The sequence below is a fragment of the Ruegeria sp. BB7 genome (assembly GCF_056539365.1).
The window spans coordinates 51,208-77,752 of sequence record NZ_JBQFUV010000009.1; the positions used below are offsets into that span (position 1 = coordinate 51,208).

A 26,545-nucleotide genomic window follows, 5' to 3' on the forward strand; every position below is an offset into this window, starting at 1 on the left:
ACACAAATTATGTGCGCGGGCTTAGACCTTCTTCAGGTCGAATACCCTGCCGCCGTTTTCACGGCCTCCGACAGTACGTCGGCATCTCCGATATGGTTGGCTAGTACAAGAATCAGCCGCGCGTTCAACGCATCGCTGGCAGGTTTGTCCAACCCATCATACGCAGCCAGCAAACTGGCATAAAAATCATCGGCGTCGTCGAGGTTGGGGGTGAGGATCAGATCGGCCATCTTACTTACTCCTTACCTGTGGCCCGGCGGATCGCCTGCCGGAATGTGTTTTCTTCGTAGCTGTCTCGCCGGGCAGCAACATGTTGGTCGGGGCGGATCAGATAGACTGCACTGGACGCATCGCCCAGATAGCGGCGCTTGAGCTCCAGCGTGAGGTCATCCTTGACCGACAGCGCGAGCCGCGTGGCTTCGACACCGCCCTCTTCGATCCGTTCAGGCGCGTCAGCGTCGATGGTTAACAGGGTAAACTTGCCCGCCAGCTTCGGCAGCAGGAATTCGCCTCCCAGAGGCGCATCAGGGCAGGCTGAACCGGGCCGGGTTATGTTCGGTCCATTCAGCGCGTCGGCCGAGCTTAGCGAGGACCTCTCATAGGTGCACGGTGTGCTCAGCCGTCCGGAATTGACCAGCGGACGCGCGAATTCATGCTTTTCGCTCAGGTCCAGAACAGCGTCCCGCAACAGGCGTGACATTTCGGATTTCGGCGTGATGAAATCGGTCGAGCGGCTGGACTTGGTAATGTTTTCGTCCGCTGCCTGCACCCGCTCTCGACTGTAGCTATCCAGCAGAAGTTCGGGTGCTTTGCCGTCGATCACCAGTTTCAGCTTCCAGCAAAGGTTGTCGGCGTCCTGCATTCCGGCATTCGCACCCAGTGCTCCGAACGGGCTGACCTGATGGGCGCTGTCGCCGGCAAACAGCACACGATCGTAGCGGAAGCGCTCCATCCGGCGGCACTGGAACGTATAGATCGATACCCATTCCAGATCGAACTCAACATCCTCGCCCAGCATCGCCTTGAGGCGCGGAATGACGTTCTCGGGCTGTTTCTCTCGGTCCTTGTCGATGTCCCGGCCCAACTGCAGGTCAATGCGCCAGACGTTGTCGGGTTGTTTGTGCAACAGCGCCGATTGACCACGATTGAAGGGAGGATCAAACCAAAACCAACGCTCCGACGGGAAATCAGCCTCCATCACCACATCGGCGATCAGGAAATTGTCCTCGAACACGCGGCCTTCGAAATCCAGCCCTAGCATCCGGCGGGTCGGAGAACTTGCCCCGTCGCAGGCGATTAACCATTCGGCTTCGACATTATAGGGCCCTTCGGGGGTTTCAACCTCAAGCGTGACATGAGTGTCATGGGTGCCAATGGCTTCGACTTTGTTGCGCCCGCGGATTTCGATGGGCGCGCCGTCAGACTGCAATTCCCGTACGCGGTCGACCAGGGCGTTCTCAAAATAGTATTGTTGCAGATTTATGAAGGCTGGGTTCGCATAGCCAGCGTCGGGCTGAAGATTGAACTCATAGACCTGGCGATCGTTGAAAAAGACCTTGCCCGTGTCCCATTGCACGCCTTTTTCCACCATAGGACGGCTTGCCCCCAGACGGTCGGCGATATCAAGGGTGCGCTGAGAAAAACAAATGGCGCGGCTGCCGAAACTAACCTTGTCATTGTCGTCCAACACCACGACTTCGACCCCTTGCTGCGCCAGATCAATGGCTGTCGCCAGGCCGATTGGTCCAGCACCGATCACGATCACCTTGTGGCGGACGGCGATGGTTGCATCCTGATCCGGGCTGCGCTGATAAGCGTAGAGTGGGATCTCGAAAATCTTGTTCATGATCTCTCCCCGATGTACCGGCGCGGATGTGCGCAGGATTTCGTGCTCCGGGCGTGTGTCCAGAGGCTTGAGACAATGGTTTCACCGAAAAAACCGCGGTAAAACGATCTGGATCAAATGCGACGGTATGTCCCTAACCTTGCAGAGCCGCCCACATGTCCAGATCGCGCTGAGCTGTCCATATGCGCGGAGTGTCAATGCCACGTGCCTCGTCATAGGCACGTGAGACGTTGAACGGCAGGCAGTGCTCATAGATCGCATAGTCGGCGAATTTCGGGTCGCATTCGGCGCGCACCGCGAGCCATGCGTCTTTCAGCGAACCGCCGCGCGCTGCGACCTGGGCCGCCGGACGATAGGTGCTATCGACGAAATCGCGAGTGCTTTTTATCGCGGCGTTCACCATATCCTGCCCGATCAAAGCATCTCCGCGCCCGGGGGCGATGGCGTCCAGGTCAAACCCTTCGATTGCATCCAGGGTACCGCCCCAATCCGCGAAATGGCCATCCCCGCAATAACAGGCCGAGCGGTACTCGACGATGTCACCAGTAAACATCACGTTTTGATCGGGCACGTGGACGACAATATCGCCGGCGGTGTGAGCGCGGCCCAGGTGCATCAAGTCGACCCGGCGATTGCCCAGATAGACCGTCATTCTGTCTCGGAAAGTGGTAGTTGGCCACGTCAGGCCGGGGATGCTTTCGTAGCCTTCGAATAGGCGGGGAAAGCGCTGAAACTCGCTGTCCCAATCTTCTTGCCCGCGTTCTGCTACCATTGCGCGGGCGTTGTCGGACATGATGATCTGTTGCGCGTCATAGGCGCTGGCGCCCAACACCCGAACGGCGTGATAATGGGTCAGAGCAAGATGGGTGATCGGTTTGTCGGTAACCGAGCGCACGCAGTCGATTACCTTTTGGGCCAGACGAGGGGTGGCTTGCGCCTCGACAATCATCACGCTGTCATCGCCGATGATCACGCCGGAATTTGGGTCGCCCTCGGCCGTGAAGGCGTTTAGGCCTTCTCCGATCTCAGTAAAAGCAATGTTCTTCTGTGACGTGTCGCCTTGCGAAGCAAAAGCTTTTGTCATTTCGTACTCCTCACCGGGCGAAAGGGTCTTCGAGAGCAGGCAGAACGGTGCCAGTGCAGTCGCCGAACCCGATAGTATAGCCTTTGCCTTTGGCCGTGCCTTTCAGGGTCAAAGTGTCCCCATCCTCGATGAAACTGCGCGTCTCGCCGCTGTCCAATGTCAGCGGTTCCTTTCCGCCCCAGCTGAGCTCCAGCCACGAGCCGCGTTCGGATTTGTTCGGGCCAGAGATGGTGCCAGAGCCCAGCAGGTCTCCGGTATTCATTGGGCAGCCGGATGTCGCATGATGCGCCAGTTGTTGCGCGGCCGAGAAATACATCTGGTTGTAGTTTGTCCGGGCAATGGTGGTGGCCTGCTTGCCATGTGGTGCCATCGTGATTTCCAGATCAATATCGTACAGCATGGGGCCGCAATCCTTAAGGTGATCCAGCAGCTCGACCTCTCGCGCAGGGGCGTCACAGCGAAACGGCTCCAATGCGGCTTTGGTCACGATCCACGGGCTGATCGAGGTGGCTGTTGCCTTGGATTGGAAGGGGCCCAGCGGTTGATACTCCCACGCCTGAATGTCGCGGGCAGACCAGTCGTTCAGCAGGACATAGCCAAAAATCATGTCGTCCGCCTCTTGTACCGTGACCGGCCCCTCGGAGGGCGTTCCGACGATTGCGCCCATTTCAAGTTCGATGTCGAACCGGCGGCTGGGCAGGAAGGCAGGCCGGTCGTGATCGGGTGATTTCAGCTGCCCCCAAGGACGGCGAATTTCAGTGCCTGACACAACAACCGACGACGCCCGGCCATTATAGCCAATGGGAATATGCAGCCAGTTGGGCGGCAGGGCGTTTTCCGGACCTCGAAACATGGTGCCGACATTCTGGGCATGGTGACGGCCCGAGTAGAAATCGGTGTATTCACTGACCGCAAAGGGCAGGTGCATTTCCGCGTCATCCTGCGCGACCATAAGGGGTTCGACCGCGTCCCGCTCCTGCGTCCCTTCGGCCAACAGAGATGTCAGCCGATCGCGCAGGGCGGCCCAGACAGCGGGGCCTTGTTCCATCAGCGGGTTCCAGAAGGGCAGGTCGAAAAGGGGTTCGTCACCCAGATCGATCACCCCATCGGCCTCGGCCAAGGTGACGTCCAGAATCATGTCACCAATCGCTACACCACAGTGCGGTTCGGACCCGTCGACCGAAAAGACACCATAAGGCAGGTTGTTCAGCGGAAACGGGTGTTCGGTGGAATTGGCCGAGGCCACCCAGGATTTCGAAAGTGTCATTGGTGTTCCTTGTCGCCTTTGTCGTCGTAGCGAATGTGGCACCGGGAAAGGACGTGCCGCATGGTCCTGTTTCCGTCTTTTAGTCGCCGCCGGGATCGGCCCCGCTGGAAGAACCCTCCTGGCGATGGCCGGGCATTGGATTGTGCTTGTAGTGGTCGCGTTTGCCATTCCAATGCCCGCGCCGCGCCCATATCGACATGCCGATTATGCCCAAGAACACGGCAATGACTATGTAGCCAGCATCCATCACTTTTTCCCCGGTGTTCCGTCGAACTTTTTCTCAAGCGAGATCCAGCAGTCAATGTAATCGTCCTGCAAAGGGGCCTCATTGGCCGCAAATGGTGTCAGATGCTGCGGAAAACGGGTTTCGAACATGAAGGACATGGTGTTGTCCAGCTTGTCTGGGCCGAGATTTGCGTTCGAGGCTTTGTCGAACGCCTCACGATCCGGCCCGTGCGGCAGCATCATATTGTGCAGGCTCATGCCGCCCGGAACAAATCCCTGCGGTTTCGCGTCATACTGGCCGTAAATGTTGCCCATCAGCTCGGACATGATGTTCTTGTGGTACCAGGGCGGACGGAATGTATCCTCGGCCACCATCCAGCGTTCACGGAACAGGACAAAGTCGATATTGGCCGTGCCGGGCTGACCCGAGGGTGCCGTAAGCACGGTAAAGATCGACGGGTCCGGGTGATCGAACAGAATTGCTCCCACAGGGCAATAGGTGCGCAGATCGTATTTGTAGGGCGCATAATTGCCGTGCCACGCAACCACATCCAGCGGGCTTTGGCCAATCTTGGTGGTGTGAAACTGGCCGCACCATTTGACGGTGACGGTCGAGGGCACCTCACGATCCTCAAACGCCGCCACGGGGGCTTTGAAATCACGCGGGTTGGCCATGCAGTTGGCGCCGATCGGACCACGACCCGGCAATTCGAATTTCTGGCCGTAGTTCTCGCAGACGAACCCGCGGGCGGGACCTTCCAGTACCTCGACCCGATAAACCAGCCCACGCGGAATGATGGCTATTTCCTTGGGCTCGAGGTCGATGATGCCCAGTTCAGTCGTAAAACGCAGGCGGCCTTCTTGCGGAACCACGAGCATCTCGGAATCGGCCGAGAAGAAATAGTCATCCACCATCGACTCGGTGACAAGATAGATATGGCTGGCCATGCCTACCTGCGTGTTCACGTCACCTGCTGTGGTCATCGTCCGCATACCCGTTAACCACGTCAGCCCTTCTTCAGAATGCGGCACTGCATCCCAGCGATACTGGCCCAGACTGATCACGTCCGGATCAATGCAAGGCGCAGACTTCCAGCAGGGAAGGTCGATTTTATCATAACGATGCGAATGCTTTACCGACGGTCGGATACGATAACACCAGGTCCGTTCGGGCGGGTTCGCGGTAAAGGCTGTGCCGCTAAGCTGTTCGCCATACAGTCCATAATTACAGCGCTGCGGGCTGTTCATGCCCTGTGGCAATGCGCCGGGTAGTGCCTCGGTTTCGAAATCATTGCCAAAGCCGGGCATATAGCCTTTGTGCGTGCCAACAGGGCTGCTGGCTTGCGTCAGTGTGTGCGGATCGGTCGGACGGTTCATCCTGTGTTCCTCCGTTTGTTACTTGAGAAATAATAGTTGATTTTGTAACTAACAAGGATGACGGACGGTGATTTCAGTGAAAGTGAAGGTTTTGATCTGCGGGATTTCCTGCCCTATCTGTTAAACCGTGCGGCCGAGGAAATCTCGTTAGAGTTTCAGCAGATCTACAAGGATCGCTATGGCATGTTGCGCACGGAATGGCGGGTTTTGTTCCATCTGGGAAACTACGGTGAAATGACCGCAAAACAGATCGGAGAGCTTGCAAGGATACACAAAACCAAGATCAGCCGCGCAGTGCACAGGTTAGAAACCCGCCGGTATCTTTCGCGCAGTCGCAGTGAGGCGGATCGCAGAGTCGAAAATCTGACCCTGACCCCAATGGGGCAATCCGTTTACAGAGAATTAAGTGCTATTGCAGAGCAGTACGACACAAAGCTGGCCGCCCAGTTCAGGGCAGAAGAGGTGGTGGTGTTGCGGAAACTGCTGCGACGGCTGGCGCATATGGGGTGAACAGTGGTAGATTTACCCTCTGGCACTTCAGAGCGGACACTGAAAACTAATGGTCAACCCGAACGCTGTAGCGGCGACATCAACCGATCTTATCAACTGGCTTGTGACACGTGGTCTGGAAGGCGCCACGAAAGAAGACCTGCTGGACGGCTATTGCAACAAATTGTTGGAGCTGGGCGTGCCGCTCATGCGTTTCCACGCAGCACAGTCGGCCTTGCATCCGGTTTACGGCGGAACCGGGTTCAGCTGGTATCAAGGACAGGGCGGTGCGTCTGAAACATTTGAGTATTCCGAACAACCCAGCGAGCAGTGGCAGCAAAGCCCGCTGTTTGCGATCCTCAATGACAATTTGAAAGAAATCCGCGAACGTTTGGTCGATCAGAATGAGGCGAGCCGGTATCCTTTGTTGAACGATCTGCGTCAGATTGGGGCCACGGATTACTACGCCACCGGAGTCAGCTTTGACGTGCCGACCCATAACGCACCGAAGGATGCCAAAAAGGCGGTGGACGGCGTATTGTTGTCCTGGGCCTCGAATGCGCCGCAAGGATTTGAAGATAGAGACTTGGAGTTGATCAATATCGCGCTGCCACATCTGGGGTTGGCGCTGAAATCGGCTGCAAGTGCGCGGATTTCCAAGGACCTGATGCGGGTTTATCTGGGTCGCGACGCGGGGCGGCGTGTTTTGTCCGGTGAAATCCGGCGCGGTTCGCTTCAGCAGATTGATGCCGTGATATGGAACTTTGACCTTGAAGGTTTCACCAGCCTGTCAGAAGAGCTGCCGGGCAACGAAATCATCGACATGCTCAATGATTATCTGGCTGTGGCCGTTGGCGTTGTGCATGACAATCGCGGCAATATCCTGAAATTTATGGGCGATGGGCTGATGGCGATGTTCGACGTCGGCGAGATTGATGAAGACGCGCGCGCCGCATTGAAAGCCGTGCCGGAGTTACAAGAGCGGATGGGCGCGCTGAACGCCCGCCGAGAGGCAGAGGGGTTGCCGGTTGCCAACTTTACTCTTGCCCTTCATGCCGGAGAAATCCTCTATGGCAACATCGGGTCTGAAACCCGACTGGATTTTACGGTTATCGGCCCGGCTGTGAATCAGACTGCCCGGATTGCCGGAATGCACCGATCCCTCGGGCAGCGGATTCTGATTTCGGACGACGTGGCAAAGGCGGCACAGCCTTGCGGACAGGATCTGATCTCGGTCGGGCGCTATATGCTGCGCGGTGTAACTGAGCCGAAGGAGTTGTTCACGATCTACAAAGCGCCTCTCTAGTTGGGCTTGGCCGCCGAGAAAAACCGGTGCCAACTACTGTCCTTTAAGTAATATTCAACCCATGACAACTGTCTGTTTCTGAACGATTTTGACGGATCAGACTTCTGTTGTATGATCCACTCTCATGTTCGAAGGCCGTCAAGTATAACTGGTTACGCAAGAATGGAGTCGAGTAGACCGTGCAATTCGATACTCTCTTCGACGCTTTTGTTGTGATGTTGGCGCTGGTTGGGTCTGCGGTCTGGTTTCGGCGCAGAAATGTCATTCAAGACCGAGAACAAGGTGTGTTCGCCCGTCTGGTGACGGATTTCGCGTTGCCAGCCCTAATTTTCGCGAATCTCAGCAGTGAGCCCTTCCGAATTCAGAATTTCGAATTGGCACTGGTTCTATTTCTTTCCATCGCCACAGTTATGGTCACAGCCTGGTTGGCCGGGCGTTGGATGCGGCTGGAACGGCCAGTGCTGGGCTCGGTGATCCTTGTGTCCGGGGTCGGTAGCACCTCGACGCTGGGTTATTCCCTGCTTCAGAACATCTATGGCGACAATGCGGAAATCATGAGCCAGCTTGTCGTTATGGGCGAGATCGGAGTGATACTGCCTCTGTTCACCGTCGGTGTCGCCATCGCCAGTTATTTTGGCGAAAACGATGGGCAGGGGCCCACGGTTGGCGATGCGTTCCTGACCTTTCTGCGATCCCCTATTTTTCTGGCCTTTGTGCTGGGGGTGCTTGCGTCGGCCATCGGTTTGCCAAAAGACAACAGGGTCGTGGCGTTGTTGGACGATTTTCTCGGGATCGCCAGCGCCTCACTGACATTCCTTGTGGCTTTTACCATCGGTCTGATGTTGCGACCAATCGCGATTGGTCAGTTGGCGGGGCTGGTTTTGCTTGTCTGCGCGCTCAAGTTGATCCTCGAGCCGGTGGTTGCAGGGAGCTTTGCTTTTGCGCTGGGGTTGGCAGATTTTCAGCACGACATTCTGGTGGTCGAAGCTGCGATGCCGTCCGGGGCGCTGGCGGCTGTGATTGCTGCACGGTACGGCTGCGATTCAGCGATTGCGTCAGCCTTGCTTGTCGCTACTTTCGTGCTCAGTCTGTTTGCATTGCCACTGATCGGCTATCTTGCGCTGTAACTTGTGTGACACTGTTTCGTTAGAAGTCGATCTCGACGCCCGGCAGGTTTAGTTCCTTCATCATGTCGCGCAGCTCTTGCCTTGCGGCGATGTTCGAGATGTTCAATTGCTTGACCCCGATATCCTTGAGATCCAACAAGGTCAGCCCGCGCGGAAACAGTTCGCGGAAGATCACTCGCTCGGAAAACCCTGCTGCAACGCGGAAGCCGATGCGCTGTGACAGCATCTCGATTGCGCGCTGCATCTTTTCCTTGTTGACCATGCGCTGGGTACCAACGCGGTTGCGTACGACAACCCAGTCGATGGGTTTCAGCCCGGCCTGTGCCCGCAACTGACGTGCGTTCCAGACCATCTCGGAATAGACCGACGGCCCAAGGATTTTCTCACCCTTCGAGTCGATGCGCGCCAACAGGTCAAAATCGATGAAACTGTCGTTCAGCGGAGTGACCAGCGTATCGGCCAGCGAATGCGCCACTTGGCTTAGGCGGGTATGAGAGCCGGGGCAGTCGATCAGGATAAAGTCGCTATCGCTTTCCAATTCGGACACGGCGGCGGAAAGGCGGTGATCGTAGATGTTCTCGCCGGGTTTCAGCGTGGTGGCGTCGATCTCGGGCAGGTCATGGTGGCGCGGGCTGGGTAGGTTCAGCTCTGCGTTTTTCATGAAGTTGTCGCGGTTCTCGAAATAGCGCCCTAGGCTGCGCTGTCGCAGGTCCAGATCAAGCGTGCTGACCTTGTGCCCCAACCGTGCCAGCGCGGTGGCCACATGCATCGACACGGTCGATTTACCCGCGCCACCCTTCTCGTTCCCCACTACGATGATATGTGCCATGCCTGTATTCCCATGTCCCGCCGTGCTTACCCACACGTTGTTGCGACCCACTATATGTTGTGTAAGGTTGGAAGGGAAGAACCCCAAGCTTGTTGCGGCGCGATATTAGGCTCTAAATTGGAAAAGAGCGGCTTGCGGGTGGGTTGGGCTGCGTACTTGCCAAATATAACGCTGTGTTTCACTGTCCGGTATAGAGATTTGCGCATAGGGGCGGTCGTTGGAGAGCCTGTTTCTTAACGTTCTGGACGTGGTCTTGCCTGTGCTGATCTGCGCGGGAATCGGGTATTGCCTGGCGCTGATCAAGGCGCCTTTTGACAATAAAGTGATCGGGGGAGTTGTCTCGCGGGTCGGTTATCCCACGCTGATTATCTCGCACTTATCCACCACCAAGATTGCCGTTGGCACATTTCTTGACGTGATGGCCGCCGCCGCATTGGCAATTGCGGGGTTTGGCGTCTTGGGTTTCGTTGCGCTGAAGAGCATGCGTTTGCCGGTACGTGCGTTGCTAACGCCGCTGATGCATGGCAATGTGGGTAATATCGGGTTGCCGATTACCCTGCTCGCCTTGGGCGACGCGGGTATGGCCTATACCATGGCTTTCGTTGTCGTCGTACTGATCAGTATTTTCACTTTGGGCATGTGGATTCCTGCCGGAGAATTCTCTCCCAAAAAGCTTGCCTCATCGCCGATCATTTATGCAGTTATCCTGTCGCTGGTCCTGATGGCGACCGGATATAGCCTGCCGCAACCCGTGGCCAAATCCTTTGACATTCTTGGTGGGCTTTCGATCCCGGTGATGTTGCTGACGCTGGGGCATACCCTCGCGACGCTGCGAATCAAAAGCCTTGGTCGCGCAGTGTTGTTGACCCTGCTTCACCTGGTAATGGCTATCGTGATTGCGGCGGCGTTAGTCTGGGCCTTCGGTTTCACAGGGGCCGAGCGCGGGGCAGTTATCCTGTGCTGTCTGATGCCCGCTTCAGTCGCGACCTATTTATTCATCGACCAGCACGTGCCGGAATATGGACCAGACGTGGCAGGGTTTATTCTGGTCTCGACGCTTACAACAATCGTCGTGCTGCCGGTTGCGCTGGCCTACTGGATCTGAAGGCTGCCCTAGGCGAAGAGGAGAAAATCGCTAAACTGCTGATTAATTGCATTAAAGATTCATAGTTTGAGGGCACGTTGATGACGAGTAAGACCTCGGCAGAAGTAACCCCGCAGGCCCGCGCACGAGTGGTTCTTGCGATGACTGCAATCTGCATGATGGTCGTAGGGTTCAACACCACAGCCGTCGCTACCATCCTGCCCAACCTGAAGGCTGAGTTCGACCTGACACCATCTGGCCTGCAATGGGTTATGGCAACCTACACCGTGGCCAGCGCGACACTTGTCACCATCGTCAGCCGCCTCGGCGATATTACTGGGAAAATGGGTGTGTTTTTCTTTGGCATGATTGTCTTTTCAATCGGGTCAGCTTTGGCCTTGTTTGCGCAGGATGGAGGGATGCTGTTGTTTGGCCGTGGCGCGCAGGGCGCGGGCGCGGCGGCGTTGTTCGGGACCTCTCTGTCCTTGCTGACGGCGGCTACGCCCGAGGAGCAACGCGCCAGCGCTACGGGTGCCTGGGGGGCGATTGTGGGGCTGGCGATTGGCCTAGGGCCAATTGTGGGTGGCGCTTTTGGGCACTATGTCAGTTGGCGAGCGGTATTTGCGATCGACATTGTTTTACTGGCCACGGCCTTTGCTATCGGATTGCATGTCAGTAAACGGAATTACGTGCCGGATACCCGCCTCGCCGGGGCGAAATTCGATTATCCGGGGGCGGTCGCCATCCTTTTCTTTTTGGGGCCGCTGTCCTTTGCGCTCAGCAACGGTGAAAGCGGAGGGTGGGCCACTCCCTTGACGCTGCTGCCTCTGGCTGTAGCTGCCGCTGCCGCCATTGTATTGGTGAGAGTTTCCCGTCATAGCGACGATCCACTGATCGAGCTGCGATACTTCCGCCATCCGCGCTATTTTATGGCCGGAGCAGGGATGTTCTGTACCGGATTCACGCTGTTCTGCTTCTTTGTCTATTTTAACACCTTCGTGCAGTCGCCCGATGCCTTTGGGTATTCCTCCATCGGGGCGGGGCTGGCGATCATGCCACTCAGCCTCAGCATGTTTGTCATATCTGTCACAGCCCCCCGGTTCCTCGCCCCCTACAGTTTTCAATGGCCAGTTGCGATTGGCCTTGGGGCGATGGCCTGCGGGTTCCTGCTGATGATGACGACGACGAACACCACGCAATATGCCGAGATCTGGTGGAAATTGCTGATTATCGGTGTCGGGCTGGGTATCTGTTTCTCACTGCTGCCCCGTCTGGGCTTGCGCTTACTGCCCGACGAGCACGTGGGGCAAGGGTCCGGCGTGATCAATGCCTGCCTCTATTTTGGTGCAACTCTGGGGGCTGTGGTCGGTGGACTGGCCGAGGCTATCACCACCCGCAGGGGTCTGTCCGAAGTGATCGACGCGCTGCCCGCAGGCTCAACTCAGCGCGAGGATCTGGCCCATGCGTTGACCCACGGTACGCCGAGCCAGATACAGCAGCTGATTGCAGAGATGGACCCGACGGCCAGCGCCGCTCTGGCCAAAGCGCTGCGGGACCTGCAGGATAATTCTTTTGACAGCGCGATGGTGGTTGCCGCTGTTGCCGCGCTTATTGGCATGACGCTTGCGCTGATCCTGTTGCGAGGACCGGTGCCGCCGGTTCACAGCGCAGCGGAACTGACGCGAAATCCGCGATAGTAGGACTAATTTCAACCAGTTGGTTTATGCGGCTTTAGCCGCCAAGGTATACCCCACCCTTAGGGCGATAAAAGACCTTCTGATCGTGTAGTTTTCCAAGAAGATCATGAATCCGCCGCAGGGTGTTTTCGCGGTCCGCACTGCCGTCTTTCCCATCTTCCAGTGCTGCCTGTGACAAGGAGGCGGCGGAGCCGCGCAAAGCCGTTTCGATCAGATCCATATCCTCGACCGATAGCTCGATCATATCGTTGTATTGGGGCATTTTCCGGGTCTCCGTGGTCACTCAGCCTCTGTCGCAGCCCATTGTATCATTTACCGGCCTTCGACGAAATTGGCCTGCGTCGAGGCAGTTTGCTGCACAAAGCACACGAACCGACGGAGGATGGATTGGTGTCTCGGGTGCTTGGAGAACCAGACCTTGCCAGATGGTGCGTAAATTGAGTTGCGTTTGATGAAATGAAGCCCCGTGCCTGACGTGATCTGGAGGCAATGTTGAACTTCGGCGCCTCTAAAACAAAAAGGCCGCCCCAAAGGACGGCCTTTCGCATCTCAAACGGGTCAGGCTTAGAAGCCCAGACCTTCGTATTTTTTCTTGAACTTCGACACACGGCCGCCGGCGTCCATCAGGCGCGACGAACCACCGGTCCATGCGGGGTGCACGGAGGGGTCGATTTCCAAGGCCAACTGGTCGCCTTCGCTGCCCCAGGTGGATTTCATCTGAACCACGGTGCCATCGGTCATTTTGACGTCGATGAAGTGGTAGTCGGGATGGATGTCTTTTTTCATCTTTCCGCTCCTTACGCCTCGGCGCCAGCCTTGGGCTTGTAGTTGGTGACTTCTGCGATACGCGCGGATTTACCACGGCGCGAGCGCAGGTAGTACAGTTTGGCGCGACGAACGCGGCCACGGCGGACAACGGTGATGCTGTCGATGTTGGTCGAATGCAGCGGGAACACACGCTCAACGCCTTCGCCAAACGAAATTTTCCGGACGGTGAACGAACCGGCGATGCCGCTGCCACCTTTGCGCGCGATGCAGACACCTTCGTAGTTCTGAACACGGGTACGCGACCCTTCGGTCACTTTAAAGCCGACACGGATGGTGTCACCGGCTTTGAAATCGGGGATGTCTTTCCCCAGGGCGGCAATCTGTTCCGCCTCAAGCTGTGCGATCAGGTCCATCGCAGTTTCTCCTATCTGCTCGTGGTTGGTCCACGAAGTTTGGGCACGGCCTGAGAGCTCTTGGTCTTCATCGGGTCCTGCGTACAGCCCGCCAGAGGTCAGATCGAATGTTCCTTTGGTCCGGTCTGCCCTGACACGCCGTGGCTGAAGAAAGCCGAGCGTTGCGCCATAATGCAAACCCAAACGCCGGAGTCGCGAAGTTGCGGCACCGGATTGCGGTCTCTTATATACTTTTTAGGCAGGCAGCAAGAAAAAATGCCCATATTTTTTGCGGTATGAGCGCTTGTGTGCCGTATATAAGTTTCGCTGTTGATTTGTAAGTTCGATCAGGCATGCTGGAGGTAATTATAAGAGCAGTCATTTAAAACAGGAACCGATCATGCGCATTGCGTTGATGCTGGCCGTCCTGGCCTTTGCGACCCTATCCTGCGGTCGCAGCACCCCTCCGCCCCAACAGGTCGAGGCCAAAGCTTTTCTGAGCACAACCTCGCCTTCGGTCATTTACCCGGCCTTTGGTGATGCAGACCCGCATGACTGGGATGGGCGGCACCCGGGTCATTACCCGGTACACGGGCTGGATGTGTCGCGCTGGCAGGGGACAATTGACTGGCGACGGGCCAAGGCGTCGGGCGTCAGCTTCGTGTTCATCAAGGCGACAGAGGGCGGCGACGTGGCCGACCCCATGTTCGACGATCACCGGCGCGGCGCACAGGCGGCGGGCGTGCCGTGGGGCGCGTATCACTATTATTATTTTTGCCGCCCGGCGCATGAACAGGCTCGGTGGTTCATCAAGAATGTGCCAAAGGGGGCTGACCTGCCGCATGTGCTGGATATGGAGTGGACACCACATTCCAGAACCTGCAGATTACGTCCCGACGGCGCCACTGTCCGGGCCGAGGCCAAGCGGTTCCTAGATATTCTTGAACGCCATTATGGTCGTCGCCCGATTGTCTATACCACTGTGGATTTCCACGCTGACACAGGTATCGACCGATTGCGCGGAACCGAATTCTGGCTGCGGTCCGTTGCCGGGCATCCGCACAAGGTATACCCCAAGTCCTCCTGGCGGTTTTGGCAGTATACTGGCACCGGGCTGGTTCCGGGAGTGCAGGGTAAGGTGGACATCAACACCTTCAATGGCCACCCCGAGACTTGGGCGCGTTGGAAGGCAGGGGGTTAATCCCGCTCCTTTTTGTAGGTCTCCCACAGATCGGGTCGTCGTTCGCGGGTGATCTGTTCGGACATCTCGTGCCGCCACTCGGCAATGCGCCCGTGGTGACCGGACATCAGGATGTCAGGGATCGGGCGGCCTTTCCATTCGGCGGGGCGGGTGTATTGCGGATGTTCCAGCAGGCCCGATGAAAAGCTTTCTTCCTCGGCTGAGGCCTGATTGCCCAGCACACCGGGGATCAGCCGAACTGTCGCGTCAATCAACGCCTGCGCTGCGATCTCGCCGCCAGTCATGACGAAATCACCTAACGAGACTTCTTGCACGCCGTAATGCTCCAGCACCCGTTCGTCGACACCTTCGAACCGGCCACATAACAAAGTCATCCCATCGCAGCGGGCAAGGTTCTGCATCATGTTCTGATCCATCCGGCGACCGCGTGGGCTGAGGTAGATCAGGGGCCAATTGCCCCGAATGCCCGCCATCGTGTGCTCGATGGCCTCGCCCAGCACATCGGCGCGCAGTACCATGCCGGCACCACCGCCTGCGGGTGTGTCATCCACATTGCGGTGCTTGCCGATGCCAAACTGGCGCAGATCGACGGTTTCCAGCTGCCACAACCCTTCTTGCAGGGCTTTGCCGGTCAGGCTTTCGCCCAAAACACCGGGAAAGGCGGAAGGAAACAGCGTGATGATCTTTGCCTTCCATACACCATGCAGATCGGGCGTGGGCGTCATCAACTCACGCGGTTTCAGGGTGGGTCGGATCGCTTTGCGACCGTGGGATTTGCTAGGCTTGTCAGTCATGTCGTGCCGATCAAAGCGCCTTTCGCGCGTTCAATAATCGCTTTCTTCTGTTCGATCAGAGCAGCCTCGTCCAAGCGCGAGCGGTTCAGGTCCAGCAATTCGACCAGCACGTCCTCGGGCAGGCGACTGTTGACCTTGGTGGGCTGCACCAGCAGCTTGGCCTTGTCACGGGGCAGGTCCAGATACTCGGCAAACGGGGTGCCGGGGCCATAGCGGCGCAACTGCAGTTCCTCAAGCCATTCGGCGGTAACGGTGACCGATGGCAGCCTGTCCCGGATCTGATCCACGGTATCCTGCAAGGGTGGCAGGTGATCCATGTTCGATCGATAGGCTTCGTAATCATGCACCTGGCGGATGCGCTCCAGATCATGCGCCCAAAGGCTGCGCAGCCAGCCGCCGCGTTGGCGCAGCGACAGGTAGATGCTAATTTCGACCTCTTGCCCGGAGAAACGATGGCGGATGGCATCCACCAGACAGGCCGCAAGCTCTGGCGCGGTTGCATAGCCGTTTTCGATGTTACGGCTGGGGCGCAAACCGGCGAAGTTTTCCTCGCTGACGATCAGGCCGCGTTTGTCGCCAAAATCGATCGAGTCCAAAAAGTCGCTCACTTGCGTGCCAAATTCGGACAGCGTACCGACGGTTCCATAGACCGAGTGGTTGGTCGCCGCCCGCGACAGGCCGGATTTGCGCGTACGATAGGGCAGCACCAGCGCGAAATGCGGCCAGATCAGCTCGCGATTGTCATAGAGGAAAGACTGTGCCGCTGTGGTTCCTGTCTTGTGCAGGCCCAGATGCAGCAGGACGCGGCGCATCAGATAAGCCCTTCGGGCGGGTCAGCGATGATGCGGCCCTTGTCCAGATCAACCGTCGGCACAGATTCCATTGTAAAAGGCAGCAGGACTGTGGATTTCAGGCCCGGCCCGTGCAGTTCCAGAAGGTCGGCTGCGCCGTGGTTCTGCACCGATTTCACCCGGCCCAGCAGGGTGCCGCCCGTGTCATAAACCTCAAGCCCGATCAGGTCGGTGTGGTAGAATTCGTCATCGGGCAACGACGGCAACTGATCGCGGCGGGCATAGAGGCGCAGGCCGTTGATCGCGTCTGCCTGTTCCTTGGTTTCAACGCCGCCCAGACGTGCGGCAAACCCGTTCTTGATAGCGCGCGTAAGCACCAGCGGGAACCGTTCCTTGCCCTCTTCGTCGGTTAGTGGAGAGTAGGTTTCGATGTCTTCAGGCACGGCGCAAAAGCTTTTCAGGCGCACCTCACCGCGAACGCCGTATGCGCCCGCAACACTGCCCACGCAGATCAGATCACTCATTTGGCCCTTCCACAGTCACACATAGCCCGTCTTGCCAATTGCCGCGCGCCTCGCAAGCTTCGCGCTGGTTACCACGTTCAAAAAACACGCCGACAATAAAGGCGATCAGCAACAGGATGGGAAGACGTATCAATCCGAACATCTGCTTATCGTACCTCGATCGGCAGAGTGTCGTAACGAGATTCCCAGCCGACGCGTTCCAGTTCGGGTGTGTCCAATTGTTCTTCCGGCCAGCCGACGCAGAAATACCCGATCAGGCGCCAGCCATCCGGGACGTTCAGGTCACGGGTCATTTTGTCGGGGTCCAGAATGGACACCCAGCCCAGGCCCAACCCGTGGGTGCGCAAGGCCAGCCAGAACAGCGTGATCGCAGAAACGACGGAATAGCGCCGCGCTTCGGGCATAGTTCCCGCGCCCAGACCTTGCCCTTTGTCGGTGGCATCGTCGCAGAACACAGCCAATTGCACCGGGGCTTCCTGCATCCCCGACAGCTTAAGCCCACTGTAAATTTGCGCTTTCTCACCGGAATACCCGGCCAGAGACTCGGCATTGGCAGTCTGGAAATTCTCAAGCGCCGCTTTGCGCGCGGCCTTACTTTCGACGCGAATAACGCGCCAAGGTTCGCTCAGCCCGACCGAAGGGGCCAGCCGAAACGCGTCGAGGCAGCGCGTCAGCACTGCCTCGTCTATAACGTCGGTGCGGAACCGGCGCACATCGCGCCGGAGCCGCATCAACAGATCGAACTGCGTGCGAAAATCGTCACTGAAAGTCTGATCCTGCACGCGCCCGCCTGCTTATTCTTCTGCTGCAGCTTCTTCAGCCGGTGCAGCCGCCGCTTCGGCAGCTTCAGCAGCCTTTGCAGCTTTCTCTTCCGCGCGCTCCTGAGCTTTCTTGCCAGGGGTACCCTTGTTCGGGTTGTTACGCTCGGCCTTGTCGCGGGTGCCAGCTGCTTCCAGCATACGTGCGATACGATCGGTGGGCTGTGCGCCTTGATCCAGCCAATACTGAACACGTTCCATGTCCATTTTCACGCGCTCTTCGCTGTCTTTCGGCAGCAGCGGGTTGTAGGTGCCCAGCTTTTCGATGAAACGACCGTCGCGCGGCATGCGGCTGTCAGCAGCCACGATGCGGTAGAAGGGACGCTTTTTCGAGCCGCCGCGGGCGAGACGAATTTTCATTGCCATGGTGGAATCTCCTTTGGATGGCGTTTACCGGGATCGTTTCCGGTTAATTCTGGTGTTTCTTGTGGTGTCGGATGACTTCCTGAATGATGAAATTCAGAAAAGCCTTGGCAAAGTCGGGGTCCAGATCGGCCTCTTTCGCCAGGTCTTCTAATCGTGCGATCTGCGTAGCCTCACGCGTGGGATCGGACGGGGGAAGTTCGTGTTCAGCCTTGAGCTTGCCAACGGCCTGCGTGTGCTTAAACCGCTCGCCCAGCGTATAGACAAGGATCGCGTCCAGCCGGTCGATGCTTTCGCGGTGGTCTTTCAACAGCGCAGCAGCCTGTGTTACGGGGTTGGTCATTGGCCGGTCCTCTCAGAGGTCAAAGCTATGCGGGTCATGCGTAGGCCTCCATGCCGCCATTCACCAGATCGGCGGGGGCGGGGTGGCGCCAGATTTCGGTCGTGCCGAATTTCGGGTGCTCAAAATGATAGTCGAGTTCAGCGCCCATGCGCTTGGCCACTGCCTTGCTGGCATGGTTTTCTGGGTCGATCAGCGAGATTGCTGTGTCCCAGCCCAAAATATCATAGGCATGGGTGCGCGCGGCCAAAGCGGCTTCGGTCGCGTATCCCTTCCCGGTGGCACCGTTCATAAGTGTCCAGCCAATTTCGGGTTCAGGCCAGCCTTCGGGGAACCACAGTCCGACCCGCCCGACATAGATGCCGGTGTCTTTTTCCTCGACACCCCAGAATCCATAGCCACGCAGGGTCCAATGGCCCAACAGCATGGCGATTAAACGCCAGGTTTCGCTTCGATTTTTTTGCCCGCCAACGAAATCCGCCGCCGGGCTGGCATAGAACTCAGCGTCCGCGTCCAGATCAGCCTCGGACGGCGCGCGCAGGATTAGGCGCTCGGTCTCAAGCCGGGGGATATGTTGGGCGATCAGGTTCACTTTTTCTTACCGAACCCGCTGAGACCCGGAGGCAGGGCCATGCCGCCGCCCATTCCGGGCATTCCACCGGGCATCTTTCCCATGGCCTTGGCCGCCTGTTCCAGCGCCTTGGGGTCCATGCCTGCCGCCATTTCCTCGGGGCTGGGGCCGCCTTTGCCGAACATGCCCTTCATGGCCTGTTTCAGCATTTTGCCTTTGCCCATCTTGCCCATTTTCTTCATCATGTCCGACATCTGCCGGTGCATCTTGAGCAGCTTGTTGAGGTCGCTGACCTCCATCCCCGAACCGGCTGCAATCCGTTTCTTGCGGCTGGCTTGCAGCAGTTGCGGGTTGGCGCGCTCGCGTTTGGTCATCGACTGGATCATGGCGATCTGCTGGCGCAGAATCTTGTCGTCCAGACCGGCCTGATCCATCTGCTTGGCCATCTTGCCCATGCCCGGCATCATGCCCATCATGCCCTGCATGCCGCCCATTTGGATCATCTGTTCCAGCTGCATTTTAAGGTCGTTCATGTTGAACTGACCTTTGACCATGCGCTTCATCATGCGCTCGGTCTGTTCCATCTCCATCGTTTCCTGGGCCTTTTCGACCAGAGCAACGATGTCGCCCATACCCAGAATACGTCCGGCGATCCGGTCCGGTTCGAAGGTTTCGAGCGCATCCATCTTCTCGCCTAGACCGACAAAGCGGATCGGCTTGCCAGTGACCGCGCGCATCGACAGCGCTGCACCACCGCGCCCGTCGCCGTCCATCCGTGTCAGAACCACGCCCGAGATACCGACCTTAGCATCGAACTCTTCGGCCACTTCCACGGCGACCTGACCGGTCAGACCGTCGACCACCAGAAGCGTCTCTCGCGGGTCGACCACGTTGCGGACCTGCTCGACCTCGTCCATCAGGACTTCGTCAATATGCAGACGGCCCGCAGTGTCGAGCATATAGACGTCGTAGCCGCCCAGCGTTGCCTGCTGCTTGGCACGCTTGGCAATATCAACCGGCGTCTGGCCCGGCACGATCGGCAGCGTATCCACGCCGACCTGCGTGCCCAGAACCGCAAGCTGATCCATCGCCGCCGGACGATAGACGTCGAGCGAGGCCATCAGGACCTTCTTGCCCTCTTTCTCTTTCAGCCGCTTCGCGAGCTTACCGGTGGTGGTCGTCTTACCCGAGCCCTGCAGGCCGACCATCAGGATCGGGGCAGGCGGGTTGTCGATCTTCAGCTTGCCGGGGTCTTCCTCGCCACGCAGGGTATCAACCAGCGCATCATGCACGATCTTGACGACCTGCTGGCCGGGAGTGATCGACTTGGTGACCGCCTGACCGGTCGCTTGTTCCTGCACCTTCTTGACGAACGCGCGCGCCACCGGCAGCGAGACGTCGGCCTCAAGCAGGGCAACGCGGACTTCGCGCAGGGCGGTTTTTACGTCTTCTTCGGACAGCGCGCCCTGTTTGGTCAGCCGGTCAAAGACGCCGGAAAGGCGTTCGGATAGATTTTCAAACATGCCTTCGGCCTCCTTAGCCGGTTATCTGGTGGCGCCTCTTAGATAAGAAGCACCGGTTAAATGCACAATTGCCCCCACGGGCGAAACTCGCTGGTGGGGGGCGATCCCTGAACGACTCAAGGGACCGGAAGATCAGATGCTTCCGGATGTTTGCGGCGATTTAGGCCGATTGGCTGTCAGAGTCAACCTTGTGCGCCGGAAGCCATTCATTGACTGCATCGACCAGCCGGTGTGACCCTGATCCATTGGAATAAGCCTCGACAATCGGATGGCGTCCTGCGCTCATGCCTTTGTTCAAAACGAGAACGGGGCGATAAAGAGTCGATGAGCCCTTGTTACTGCGCGACGTCGTGGATTCAATTTCGGCGTGGGATAGGTTCGAAAGCACATGCTCAACTGCCTCATAGCCGAAAACAGACTGCCTGCGGATTACGATGCTGTCTTTGGTGCGGTCCAATATGACCTGCACACGGCGAACAAAGGCGCAAAAGGCGCCGAAGCCCAATCCGCCCCCGCCAAGTGCGAAGATAAGGCCGAACCAGATGCCTTCACCGCCTTCGCTCATTAGGAGCAGGCCAGGACCAACAAAGGCAAGAATGAAGAAGACCAACATGATGCCTATAAACCAAGGTGTGTCGGACAGGATCAGTTGGTTCGGGTCATTGCGTGTCACTTTCATGGCGGCACGCTAGCATCGAATTCCGCCTCTGTCGTGGCTTGAATTTGCCCTCAGGTTGCGCGATGAGCGCGACAGACAGGAGGTTCCCATGGACGCATCATCCGCTTTTCAGGATACACTACCACTCAGCTCGGATGCGCTGTTGGCGCAGTTGGATGGCTGGGGCCTGACCTATCGCTTGCACACGCACGTACCATTGCGCACGGTTGAAGACGCCAAAGCGGTCGAGGATCAGTTCATGGTGCCGGGTGAGAACTCTTTGCGGCTCAAGAATCTCTATCTGCGCGACAAGAAAAAGCGGAACTACCTGGTGACGCTAGAGCAGAGCCGAGAGATTGACCTCAAAGCGCTGGGGGCTGAATTGGGAGTGGGGAACCTGTCGTTTGGCTCGGCAGATCGCCTTATGCAGAACCTTGGAATTCGTCCCGGCGCGGTCAGTCCGCTGGCGATGATAAATGGGGTGCAGAATAACGTTCGCTTCTTCATGGATGGCGCTGGGCAAGAAGCGGATGTCATCTATATGCACCCGCTGGTCAATGACCGGACCGTGGTTCTGGCGCGGGCAGACCTGCTGGCGTTTTTCGACAAGATCGGCTGTGACGTGATCTGGCTGCCCTGATCAGCCTTCCAGCGCCTCTTTCAGTGCGGCAGCCACATGCGCAGCCGATGGATTTATGAACAGATGCCCCTCTGCCTCGAACACCGGATCGTCCAGATGATCGGGGAAGGCCAGTGGCAATTCCGTGCAAGCCAGCAGGATGGCCGTGCCGGGTGCGGCGTGCTTGTTGCAAAAGGCCAGCAACCGTGCGCGGGCGGTATCGGAAGCGCCACCGTAGAAATCGCTGTCGATCATGGCCTGCATTTCCGTGATTTCAGGATTGGGCAAGTGGTTGTTGGCGGTGATGCCCTCTTGGGCCAGCCGGTCGGCGTAGTCGGTTGCTTGCATGGTGACCGAGGTGCCCAAGATCAGGGCCTTTGACGCGCCTGTGGCTGCTGTGACTTCGGCGGTGGCGTCAAAAATACTCAGGATGGGCATGGAAACACCCTGCCGGATCGCATGCAGCCGCGCGTGCGGCGTGTTCGAGGCGATGATCCCGAAATCGCAACCAGCATTTTCCAGCGTTAGCAATGCCTCGCGAAAAACAGCGTCAAAACCGGCCCAACTGGCCTCATCCCCGGCCACGCCACGCAAAGCGCGTGTTTTGGCCTGCGTGACGGACTCGATAGTCATTGGCGGGATCGGCAGCGGAGAGCCGTAACCGCGTTCGGCAAAATACCGGCCCGCGCCTTGGGCAATCGCCCGGTAGTAATCCACGGTCGAGGCCCAGCCTACACCACCCAGAATGCCGATTTTCTTCATATGCAAGCGCCCAGCCTGTTGTTCGGGAACAGACTGGACGTTTCATCAGGCAAGGACCAGAGCCGATCAGGCGGCTAGTTCGGTTACGGCTTTGTGGGCGTTGCTAAGGGCCGCTTCGGCGTCCAGCGCCATCTTGTCGGCGGCGACAACATCGACATCTGTGATGCCGATAAAGCCCAGCACGTGGCGTACATAGTTAGTGGCGAAGTCGATTTCGGACCCGACAGCAGTGCCACCCGAGGCGATGGCCAGAACTACGCGTTTGCTGTCCAGCAGACCCTTGGGGCCGTTCTCGGTGTACGAGAATGTCAGACCCGCGCGGGCGACAAGATCGATCCAGGCTTTGAAGGCGGCCGGAACCGAGAAGTTGTAAATCGGCAAACCGATGACGATGGTGTCGGCGTCCTGCAGTTCGGTCACCAGTGTATCCGACAGTGCCAGCTGATCGCGCTGAACCTCGGTTCGTTGATCTGCGGGCGTAAAGTTGGCATTGATCCAGCCTTCAGTCAGCAAGGGCAGGGGAGTTGCAAGATCTCGGCGAATGATGCGGGCCGCGCCCAAATGTTTGACGATGCGGTCAGACAGGTCTCGAGTGGCAGAACCCTCGCGGCGGGCAGAGGCGTCGATATGCAGGATGGTTTTGGTCATTTCACTTGGTCCTTCCAGTAGGAAATTTTGTCTGCCCCGAATATGGATGTTGCGCCTGTGAACAAAACTCGGATATATCAACATTGACTGTTGGAAATTGCACATAAGATGGTTGCCATGGACAATTGGGATGAAGTGAGAACCGCCTATCAGGTCGCCCGAATGGGAACGGTCAGCGGGGCAGCCGATGTTTTGGGTGTTCATCATGCAACTGTGATCCGCCACATTGACGCGATCGAGGCGCGATTGGGCGTCAAGCTATTCCAGCGCCACGCGCGGGGTTACACGCCCACAGAGGCCGGAGAGGATCTTTTACGCGTCGCGCAAGCGACTGAAGATCAGTTCAATCAATTGGTCGGTCGCATGAAGGGCCGGGGTGATGATGTCGCGGGAGAGCTCGTTGTCACCTCACTGGCATCACTCGCACCGCTTGTGGTGCCTATTCTCAGTGAGTTTCAACAGCTCCATCCCGGCGTTATCGTACGCTACCTGACCGGCGATCGGTTGTTCCGCCTTGAGTATGGCGAGGCCCATGTGGCGATCCGGGCTGGTTCTGTGCCGGATCAACCCGACAATGTGGTGCAACCCTTTTGGACCCAGGAGATGGGGTTGTACGCCAGCAAGGATTATGTCGCGCGGCACGGCGTTCCATCGGGGATTGAGGACTTTGCCAATCACTCCTTTGTTGGCAATGATGACGAAAATAGTCGCGCACCATTCTCGCAATGGCTTCGGGAGAATGCGCCGCCCGAGGCCATCACCTTCCGGTGTTCGAATAATTTCACTATGCGTCAGGCGGTGCTGTCAGGGGCCGGGATCGGTTTTATGTCGCGATGGGAGGCCGCAAGAAACCCTGAATTGCAGGAGGTGATGACCAACCTGCCCGAATGGTCCGGCAAGCTTTGGCTGGTAACCCATGTGGATCTGCATCGCACGACCAAGGTGCAGGCGTTCCTGACCTTTCTAAAAGACCGTATGAAAGAGTGGAAGGCGTGACGTCGCAAGCGCAGGGCCATTTGGCAATGCTGACCTTTTCGGCATTGGTGGCTGGCAGTTTTTCACTGGGATCGCTGATTGCCAATGAAATTGCCCCCGAAGCGATTACGGCGGCGCGCTTTTTGATTGCCTCTGTGCTGATTGGGGTCGTTGCGCTTTTGACCACTGGTTTGCCGCGCAGCGCGGCGCAGGCACCGTGGCGCTATCTGGTGCTCGGCGGGCTGTTCGCCGCCTATTTCGTGCTAATGTTTCATGGCTTGAAAACTGCACCGCCCGTTAGCGCGGCAGCAGTATTCACGCTCACCCCGGTGATGTCAGCCGTGGCCGGGTGGGTATTGCTGCGACAGATCACAACACCAAGAATGGCTCTGGCGCTTTCGGTGGGCGCCGTAGGTGCATTGTGGGTCATATTCCGCGCGGACTGGCAGGCTTTCAAAGCCTTTGAGATCGATCGTGGCGAAGTCATCTATTTCTTTGGCTGTGTGGCGCATGCGATCTATACACCAATGGTGCGTAAGTTGAACCGGGGTGAGCCGGCAGTGGTGTTTTCCTTTGGCACTCTGGTCGCGGGCTGCCTCTTGCTTACGCTTTACGGCTGGTCCGAAATTCGCTCGACAGACTGGGTCAACCTGCCGCTGATCGTTTGGGTTGGGCTGTTATATGTGTCGATTTTTGCGACGGCAGCCAGCTTTGTTCTCGTGCAGTTTTCTACCCTGCGGCTGCCTTCGGCCAAGGTCATGGCCTACACCTACCTGATCCCCAGTTGGGTGATCTTGTGGGAAATGGCGTTGGGCCAGCAGCCACCTGCGTTATTGGTGTTGGTCGGAGCGATCCTGACAGTCGTTGCGCTTGTGCTGTTGCTGAAATCTGAAGAACAGCCCGGAAGTTCGACCAAGCCGGTGACTGAGTGAGGGTTGGTTTCAGATTGGATTGTGCCAGCGTTGACAGGAAACACGCACAGGCAATTGATTTAGAAGCCAGCATTTATCTGATCGCAGCGGCAGGTTTGTCAGTCCGCAATTAGGAAGGGTGGTCGCCGTATTCGTGGCTAAGCCGACCGTTGAGGTAGATCAAAGTTTATATATGCGAATATCTCTATTCTTTTGGCGGAGGAGGACGTCGTTATGTACACCCACATCATGTTTCCTGTTGACCTGCACCTGCCGCCAGAAGTCCGCAAGGCTGCCGATGTCGCGGCTGAAGTTGCCAAATGGCAACAAGCAAAGATTACAGTTGTCAGTGTGACCGGAACCCAGCCCGGTGATCCTGTTCAGACGGACGCCACGACCAACGAAGAGCTGCGCGCTTTCGCTGATCAACTGGCCAAAAACAGCGAGACAGAAGTTGCGTTTCGCAATATTCACTCGGTCGATGTTGCGGCTGAGGTTGACGGCGACTTAAAAGGCGCTGCCGAAGAAATCGGCGCTGATTTGATTATTGTCGGCACCCATGCACCGCGGATAACCGACTATATCTTTTCCAGCCATGCAGGATATTTGGCCAATCACGCCAATGTTTCCGTCTTTGTGGTCCGTTAGATCGGACTAGGGATCTTCGGACGCGGGCAGTTCGATTTCTAGAAACCGTTCGAACGCATCTAAATTGACAGGTTCGAACTGTCCGAACCCCTGCATCCAGACTGAGGCATCGCGCAGAGCATCCGGTTCCAGCTTGCACCATTTTACCCGACCGCGTTTTTCTTGGCTGATCAACCCGGCCTTTGTCAGTATGACCAAGTGCTTTGAGATCGCGGCCAATGACATGTCGAACGGTTCGGCAACGTCGGTCACGGCCATATCATCTTCTAGCAGCATCGCCAGGATGGAGCGGCGCGTAGGGTCAGCAAGGGCTGCGAATACGGTATCGAGATCGTTGGACATGACTTCGCTGAACCACAGCCATGGGGATTGGTCAACCATTTGGTTGAATATGCGATATCTGTCCTTTTGGTCTGCAGGAAGGTGATGCATCAAGTATTGCGAAGATGTGGTTCGGGTAAAAAATACTGAAAAACAACAGCTTAACATGCGTCAATTGGGGCACTCAACGCCGTTGACTCTGTGCCTCTTGCCGCTTAGCACCGTGCCCAAGACTGTACGAGGGAAACGCCCGTGACCGATGACGACCAAAAGCAGCGTATGGCGCAGCTTGAGGCCAAGATCGAAGCGGCGAAAAAGGCCAAAGCGCCGAAGCCCCGCGCAGATGCTGACGTGTCCGGAGGCGAACTTGCCTGGAGGATGGTCATAGAAATGGTATCCGGTCTGGGGATCGGATTTGGCATCGGATACGGGCTAGACAGCCTGCTCGGGACAATCCCGATCTTTCTGGTGCTGTTTACATTACTGGGCCTTGTCGCCGGAGTGAAGGTTATGCTCCGCAGCGCCAAAGAGGTTCAAGAGAAACAAGCGGCAGCTGAGGCGGCCGAAAAGGACGAGAGGGACTGAAC

At 57.5% G+C, this 26,545-nt stretch carries 34 protein-coding genes; 11 read left to right on the plus strand and 23 right to left on the minus strand.

Going from position 1 to position 26,545, the window contains the following annotated elements; translation table 11 throughout:
* Positions 1–32 precede the first annotated feature (32 nt).
* The 6 genes from ACR0D7_RS14025 to hmgA all read right to left on the minus strand — a co-directional run bounded on the left by ACR0D7_RS14025 (position 33) and on the right by hmgA (position 5,799).
* A complete protein-coding gene (locus ACR0D7_RS14025; RefSeq protein ID WP_480679557.1) occupies positions 33–230 on the minus strand; it encodes a DUF2783 domain-containing protein in 198 nt (65 codons plus the stop codon).
* A 5-nt stretch (positions 231–235) separates the two neighbouring features.
* On the minus strand, positions 236–1,846 hold the full coding sequence (locus ACR0D7_RS14030; protein WP_480679558.1) for an FAD-dependent oxidoreductase: 1,611 nt from the start codon (positions 1,844–1,846) through the stop codon (positions 236–238).
* Positions 1,847–1,979: 133 nt separating this feature from the next.
* Positions 1,980–2,930 (minus strand): MBL fold metallo-hydrolase, encoded by a 951-nt coding sequence (locus ACR0D7_RS14035; protein WP_480679559.1) that lies wholly within the window; start codon positions 2,928–2,930, stop codon positions 1,980–1,982.
* A 10-nt stretch (positions 2,931–2,940) separates the two neighbouring features.
* Positions 2,941–4,197, minus strand: a complete 1,257-nt coding sequence (gene fahA, locus ACR0D7_RS14040; RefSeq protein ID WP_480679560.1) for a fumarylacetoacetase — start codon at positions 4,195–4,197, stop codon at positions 2,941–2,943.
* Between the two features lie 79 nt (positions 4,198–4,276).
* Positions 4,277–4,444, minus strand: coding sequence for a hypothetical protein (locus tag ACR0D7_RS14045; RefSeq protein ID WP_480679561.1), 168 nt, complete (start codon positions 4,442–4,444; stop codon positions 4,277–4,279).
* On the minus strand, positions 4,444–5,799 hold the full coding sequence (hmgA, locus tag ACR0D7_RS14050; protein WP_480679562.1) for a homogentisate 1,2-dioxygenase: 1,356 nt from the start codon (positions 5,797–5,799) through the stop codon (positions 4,444–4,446). The genes ACR0D7_RS14045 and hmgA overlap by 1 nt, the downstream gene beginning before the upstream one ends.
* 57 nt (positions 5,800–5,856) lie before the next feature.
* Here hmgA and ACR0D7_RS14055 point away from each other — a divergent pair, with 57 nt between their 5' ends.
* The 3 genes from ACR0D7_RS14055 to ACR0D7_RS14065 all read left to right on the plus strand — a co-directional run bounded on the left by ACR0D7_RS14055 (position 5,857) and on the right by ACR0D7_RS14065 (position 8,721).
* Positions 5,857–6,309, plus strand: coding sequence for a MarR family winged helix-turn-helix transcriptional regulator (locus tag ACR0D7_RS14055; RefSeq protein ID WP_480679563.1), 453 nt, complete (start codon positions 5,857–5,859; stop codon positions 6,307–6,309).
* A gap of 49 nt (positions 6,310–6,358) precedes the next feature.
* Positions 6,359–7,594, plus strand: a complete 1,236-nt coding sequence (locus ACR0D7_RS14060) for an adenylate/guanylate cyclase domain-containing protein (protein ID WP_480679564.1) — start codon at positions 6,359–6,361, stop codon at positions 7,592–7,594.
* Positions 7,595–7,773: 179 nt separating this feature from the next.
* Positions 7,774–8,721 (plus strand): AEC family transporter, encoded by a 948-nt coding sequence (locus tag ACR0D7_RS14065; protein ID WP_170387125.1) that lies wholly within the window; start codon positions 7,774–7,776, stop codon positions 8,719–8,721.
* Between the two features lie 19 nt (positions 8,722–8,740).
* Here the strand turns inward: ACR0D7_RS14065 and ACR0D7_RS14070 are convergent, their stop codons facing one another.
* A complete protein-coding gene (locus ACR0D7_RS14070; protein WP_170387127.1) occupies positions 8,741–9,550 on the minus strand; it encodes a division plane positioning ATPase MipZ in 810 nt (269 codons plus the stop codon).
* Between the two features lie 217 nt (positions 9,551–9,767).
* Between ACR0D7_RS14070 and ACR0D7_RS14075 the strand changes: the two genes are divergently transcribed.
* Both ACR0D7_RS14075 and ACR0D7_RS14080 read left to right on the plus strand, forming a co-directional pair.
* The gene (locus ACR0D7_RS14075; protein WP_480679565.1) at positions 9,768–10,655 is read left to right on the plus strand and encodes an AEC family transporter; all 888 of its coding nucleotides are present in this window, start codon (positions 9,768–9,770) and stop codon (positions 10,653–10,655) included.
* A gap of 80 nt (positions 10,656–10,735) precedes the next feature.
* Positions 10,736–12,331, plus strand: coding sequence for an MFS transporter (locus ACR0D7_RS14080; RefSeq protein ID WP_480679566.1), 1,596 nt, complete (start codon positions 10,736–10,738; stop codon positions 12,329–12,331).
* Between the two features lie 34 nt (positions 12,332–12,365).
* Here the strand turns inward: ACR0D7_RS14080 and ACR0D7_RS14085 are convergent, their stop codons facing one another.
* The 3 genes from ACR0D7_RS14085 to rplS all read right to left on the minus strand — a co-directional run bounded on the left by ACR0D7_RS14085 (position 12,366) and on the right by rplS (position 13,512).
* Positions 12,366–12,593: a hypothetical protein gene (locus ACR0D7_RS14085; protein ID WP_170387134.1), complete on the minus strand. Its 228-nt coding sequence runs from the start codon at positions 12,591–12,593 to the stop codon at positions 12,366–12,368.
* A 302-nt stretch (positions 12,594–12,895) separates the two neighbouring features.
* The gene (rpmE, locus tag ACR0D7_RS14090) at positions 12,896–13,117 is read right to left on the minus strand and encodes a 50S ribosomal protein L31 (RefSeq protein ID WP_480679567.1); all 222 of its coding nucleotides are present in this window, start codon (positions 13,115–13,117) and stop codon (positions 12,896–12,898) included.
* Positions 13,118–13,128: 11 nt separating this feature from the next.
* Complete coding sequence (gene rplS / locus ACR0D7_RS14095) at positions 13,129–13,512, minus strand: 50S ribosomal protein L19 (RefSeq protein ID WP_170328369.1); 384 nt, start codon at positions 13,510–13,512, stop codon at positions 13,129–13,131.
* A 379-nt stretch (positions 13,513–13,891) separates the two neighbouring features.
* On the opposite strand from rplS, the gene ACR0D7_RS14100 reads away from it, so the two are divergent.
* Positions 13,892–14,692 (plus strand): glycoside hydrolase family 25 protein, encoded by an 801-nt coding sequence (locus ACR0D7_RS14100; protein ID WP_480679568.1) that lies wholly within the window; start codon positions 13,892–13,894, stop codon positions 14,690–14,692.
* Here the strand turns inward: ACR0D7_RS14100 and trmD are convergent.
* The 10 genes from trmD to ACR0D7_RS14150 form a co-directional block, all read right to left on the minus strand.
* Positions 14,689–15,486 (minus strand): tRNA (guanosine(37)-N1)-methyltransferase TrmD, encoded by a 798-nt coding sequence (gene trmD / locus ACR0D7_RS14105; protein WP_480679569.1) that lies wholly within the window; start codon positions 15,484–15,486, stop codon positions 14,689–14,691. The genes ACR0D7_RS14100 and trmD overlap by 4 nt on opposite strands.
* Positions 15,483–16,298 (minus strand): hypothetical protein, encoded by an 816-nt coding sequence (locus ACR0D7_RS14110; RefSeq protein WP_480679570.1) that lies wholly within the window; start codon positions 16,296–16,298, stop codon positions 15,483–15,485. Before ACR0D7_RS14110 ends, trmD begins: the two co-directional genes overlap by 4 nt.
* Positions 16,298–16,801 (minus strand): ribosome maturation factor RimM, encoded by a 504-nt coding sequence (gene rimM / locus ACR0D7_RS14115; RefSeq protein WP_480679571.1) that lies wholly within the window; start codon positions 16,799–16,801, stop codon positions 16,298–16,300. The genes ACR0D7_RS14110 and rimM overlap by 1 nt, the downstream gene beginning before the upstream one ends.
* Positions 16,794–16,943 (minus strand): hypothetical protein, encoded by a 150-nt coding sequence (locus tag ACR0D7_RS14120; protein WP_480679572.1) that lies wholly within the window; start codon positions 16,941–16,943, stop codon positions 16,794–16,796. The genes rimM and ACR0D7_RS14120 overlap by 8 nt, the downstream gene beginning before the upstream one ends.
* A gap of 4 nt (positions 16,944–16,947) precedes the next feature.
* A complete protein-coding gene (bluB, locus tag ACR0D7_RS14125; RefSeq protein ID WP_480679573.1) occupies positions 16,948–17,583 on the minus strand; it encodes a 5,6-dimethylbenzimidazole synthase in 636 nt (211 codons plus the stop codon).
* A gap of 12 nt (positions 17,584–17,595) precedes the next feature.
* On the minus strand, positions 17,596–17,985 hold the full coding sequence (gene rpsP / locus ACR0D7_RS14130) for a 30S ribosomal protein S16 (RefSeq protein WP_170575548.1): 390 nt from the start codon (positions 17,983–17,985) through the stop codon (positions 17,596–17,598).
* 43 nt (positions 17,986–18,028) lie between these two features.
* Positions 18,029–18,325: a chorismate mutase gene (locus tag ACR0D7_RS14135; protein ID WP_170387153.1), complete on the minus strand. Its 297-nt coding sequence runs from the start codon at positions 18,323–18,325 to the stop codon at positions 18,029–18,031.
* 34 nt (positions 18,326–18,359) lie between these two features.
* Entirely contained in the window at positions 18,360–18,914 is a 555-nt protein-coding gene (locus ACR0D7_RS14140) for a GNAT family N-acetyltransferase (protein ID WP_480679574.1), read from the minus strand.
* On the minus strand, positions 18,911–20,416 hold the full coding sequence (ffh, locus tag ACR0D7_RS14145) for a signal recognition particle protein (protein WP_480679575.1): 1,506 nt from the start codon (positions 20,414–20,416) through the stop codon (positions 18,911–18,913). The genes ACR0D7_RS14140 and ffh overlap by 4 nt, the downstream gene beginning before the upstream one ends.
* Positions 20,417–20,576: 160 nt before the next feature.
* On the minus strand, positions 20,577–21,095 hold the full coding sequence (locus ACR0D7_RS14150) for a hypothetical protein (protein ID WP_480679576.1): 519 nt from the start codon (positions 21,093–21,095) through the stop codon (positions 20,577–20,579).
* Between the two features lie 88 nt (positions 21,096–21,183).
* Here ACR0D7_RS14150 and ACR0D7_RS14155 point away from each other — a divergent pair, with 88 nt between their 5' ends.
* Positions 21,184–21,714, plus strand: a complete 531-nt coding sequence (locus ACR0D7_RS14155; RefSeq protein ID WP_480679577.1) for a prolyl-tRNA synthetase associated domain-containing protein — start codon at positions 21,184–21,186, stop codon at positions 21,712–21,714.
* Here ACR0D7_RS14155 and ACR0D7_RS14160 read toward each other — a convergent pair whose 3' ends face one another.
* Both ACR0D7_RS14160 and ACR0D7_RS14165 read right to left on the minus strand, forming a co-directional pair.
* Complete coding sequence (locus tag ACR0D7_RS14160; RefSeq protein WP_480679578.1) at positions 21,715–22,455, minus strand: aspartate/glutamate racemase family protein; 741 nt, start codon at positions 22,453–22,455, stop codon at positions 21,715–21,717.
* 66 nt (positions 22,456–22,521) lie between these two features.
* Positions 22,522–23,103, minus strand: coding sequence for an FMN-dependent NADH-azoreductase (locus ACR0D7_RS14165; RefSeq protein WP_480679579.1), 582 nt, complete (start codon positions 23,101–23,103; stop codon positions 22,522–22,524).
* Between the two features lie 117 nt (positions 23,104–23,220).
* On the opposite strand from ACR0D7_RS14165, the gene ACR0D7_RS14170 reads away from it, so the two are divergent.
* The 3 genes from ACR0D7_RS14170 (at position 23,221) to ACR0D7_RS14180 (ending at position 25,637) form a co-directional block, all read left to right on the plus strand.
* Positions 23,221–24,099 carry a LysR family transcriptional regulator gene (locus ACR0D7_RS14170; RefSeq protein ID WP_480679580.1) on the plus strand — a complete coding sequence of 293 codons (879 nt, stop codon included), beginning with the start codon at positions 23,221–23,223 and terminating at the stop codon, positions 24,097–24,099.
* Positions 24,096–25,010 carry a DMT family transporter gene (locus ACR0D7_RS14175; RefSeq protein WP_480679581.1) on the plus strand — a complete coding sequence of 305 codons (915 nt, stop codon included), beginning with the start codon at positions 24,096–24,098 and terminating at the stop codon, positions 25,008–25,010. Before ACR0D7_RS14170 ends, ACR0D7_RS14175 begins: the two co-directional genes overlap by 4 nt.
* A gap of 213 nt (positions 25,011–25,223) precedes the next feature.
* On the plus strand, positions 25,224–25,637 hold the full coding sequence (locus ACR0D7_RS14180) for a universal stress protein (RefSeq protein ID WP_480679582.1): 414 nt from the start codon (positions 25,224–25,226) through the stop codon (positions 25,635–25,637).
* 6 nt (positions 25,638–25,643) lie between these two features.
* On the opposite strand, the gene ACR0D7_RS14185 is transcribed toward ACR0D7_RS14180, so the two are convergent.
* On the minus strand, positions 25,644–25,979 hold the full coding sequence (locus tag ACR0D7_RS14185; protein ID WP_170387171.1) for an ArsR/SmtB family transcription factor: 336 nt from the start codon (positions 25,977–25,979) through the stop codon (positions 25,644–25,646).
* 231 nt (positions 25,980–26,210) lie between these two features.
* Here ACR0D7_RS14185 and ACR0D7_RS14190 point away from each other — a divergent pair, with 231 nt between their 5' ends.
* A complete protein-coding gene (locus tag ACR0D7_RS14190) occupies positions 26,211–26,543 on the plus strand; it encodes an AtpZ/AtpI family protein (protein ID WP_480430820.1) in 333 nt (110 codons plus the stop codon).
* The last annotated feature ends 2 nt before the right edge of the window (positions 26,544–26,545 follow it).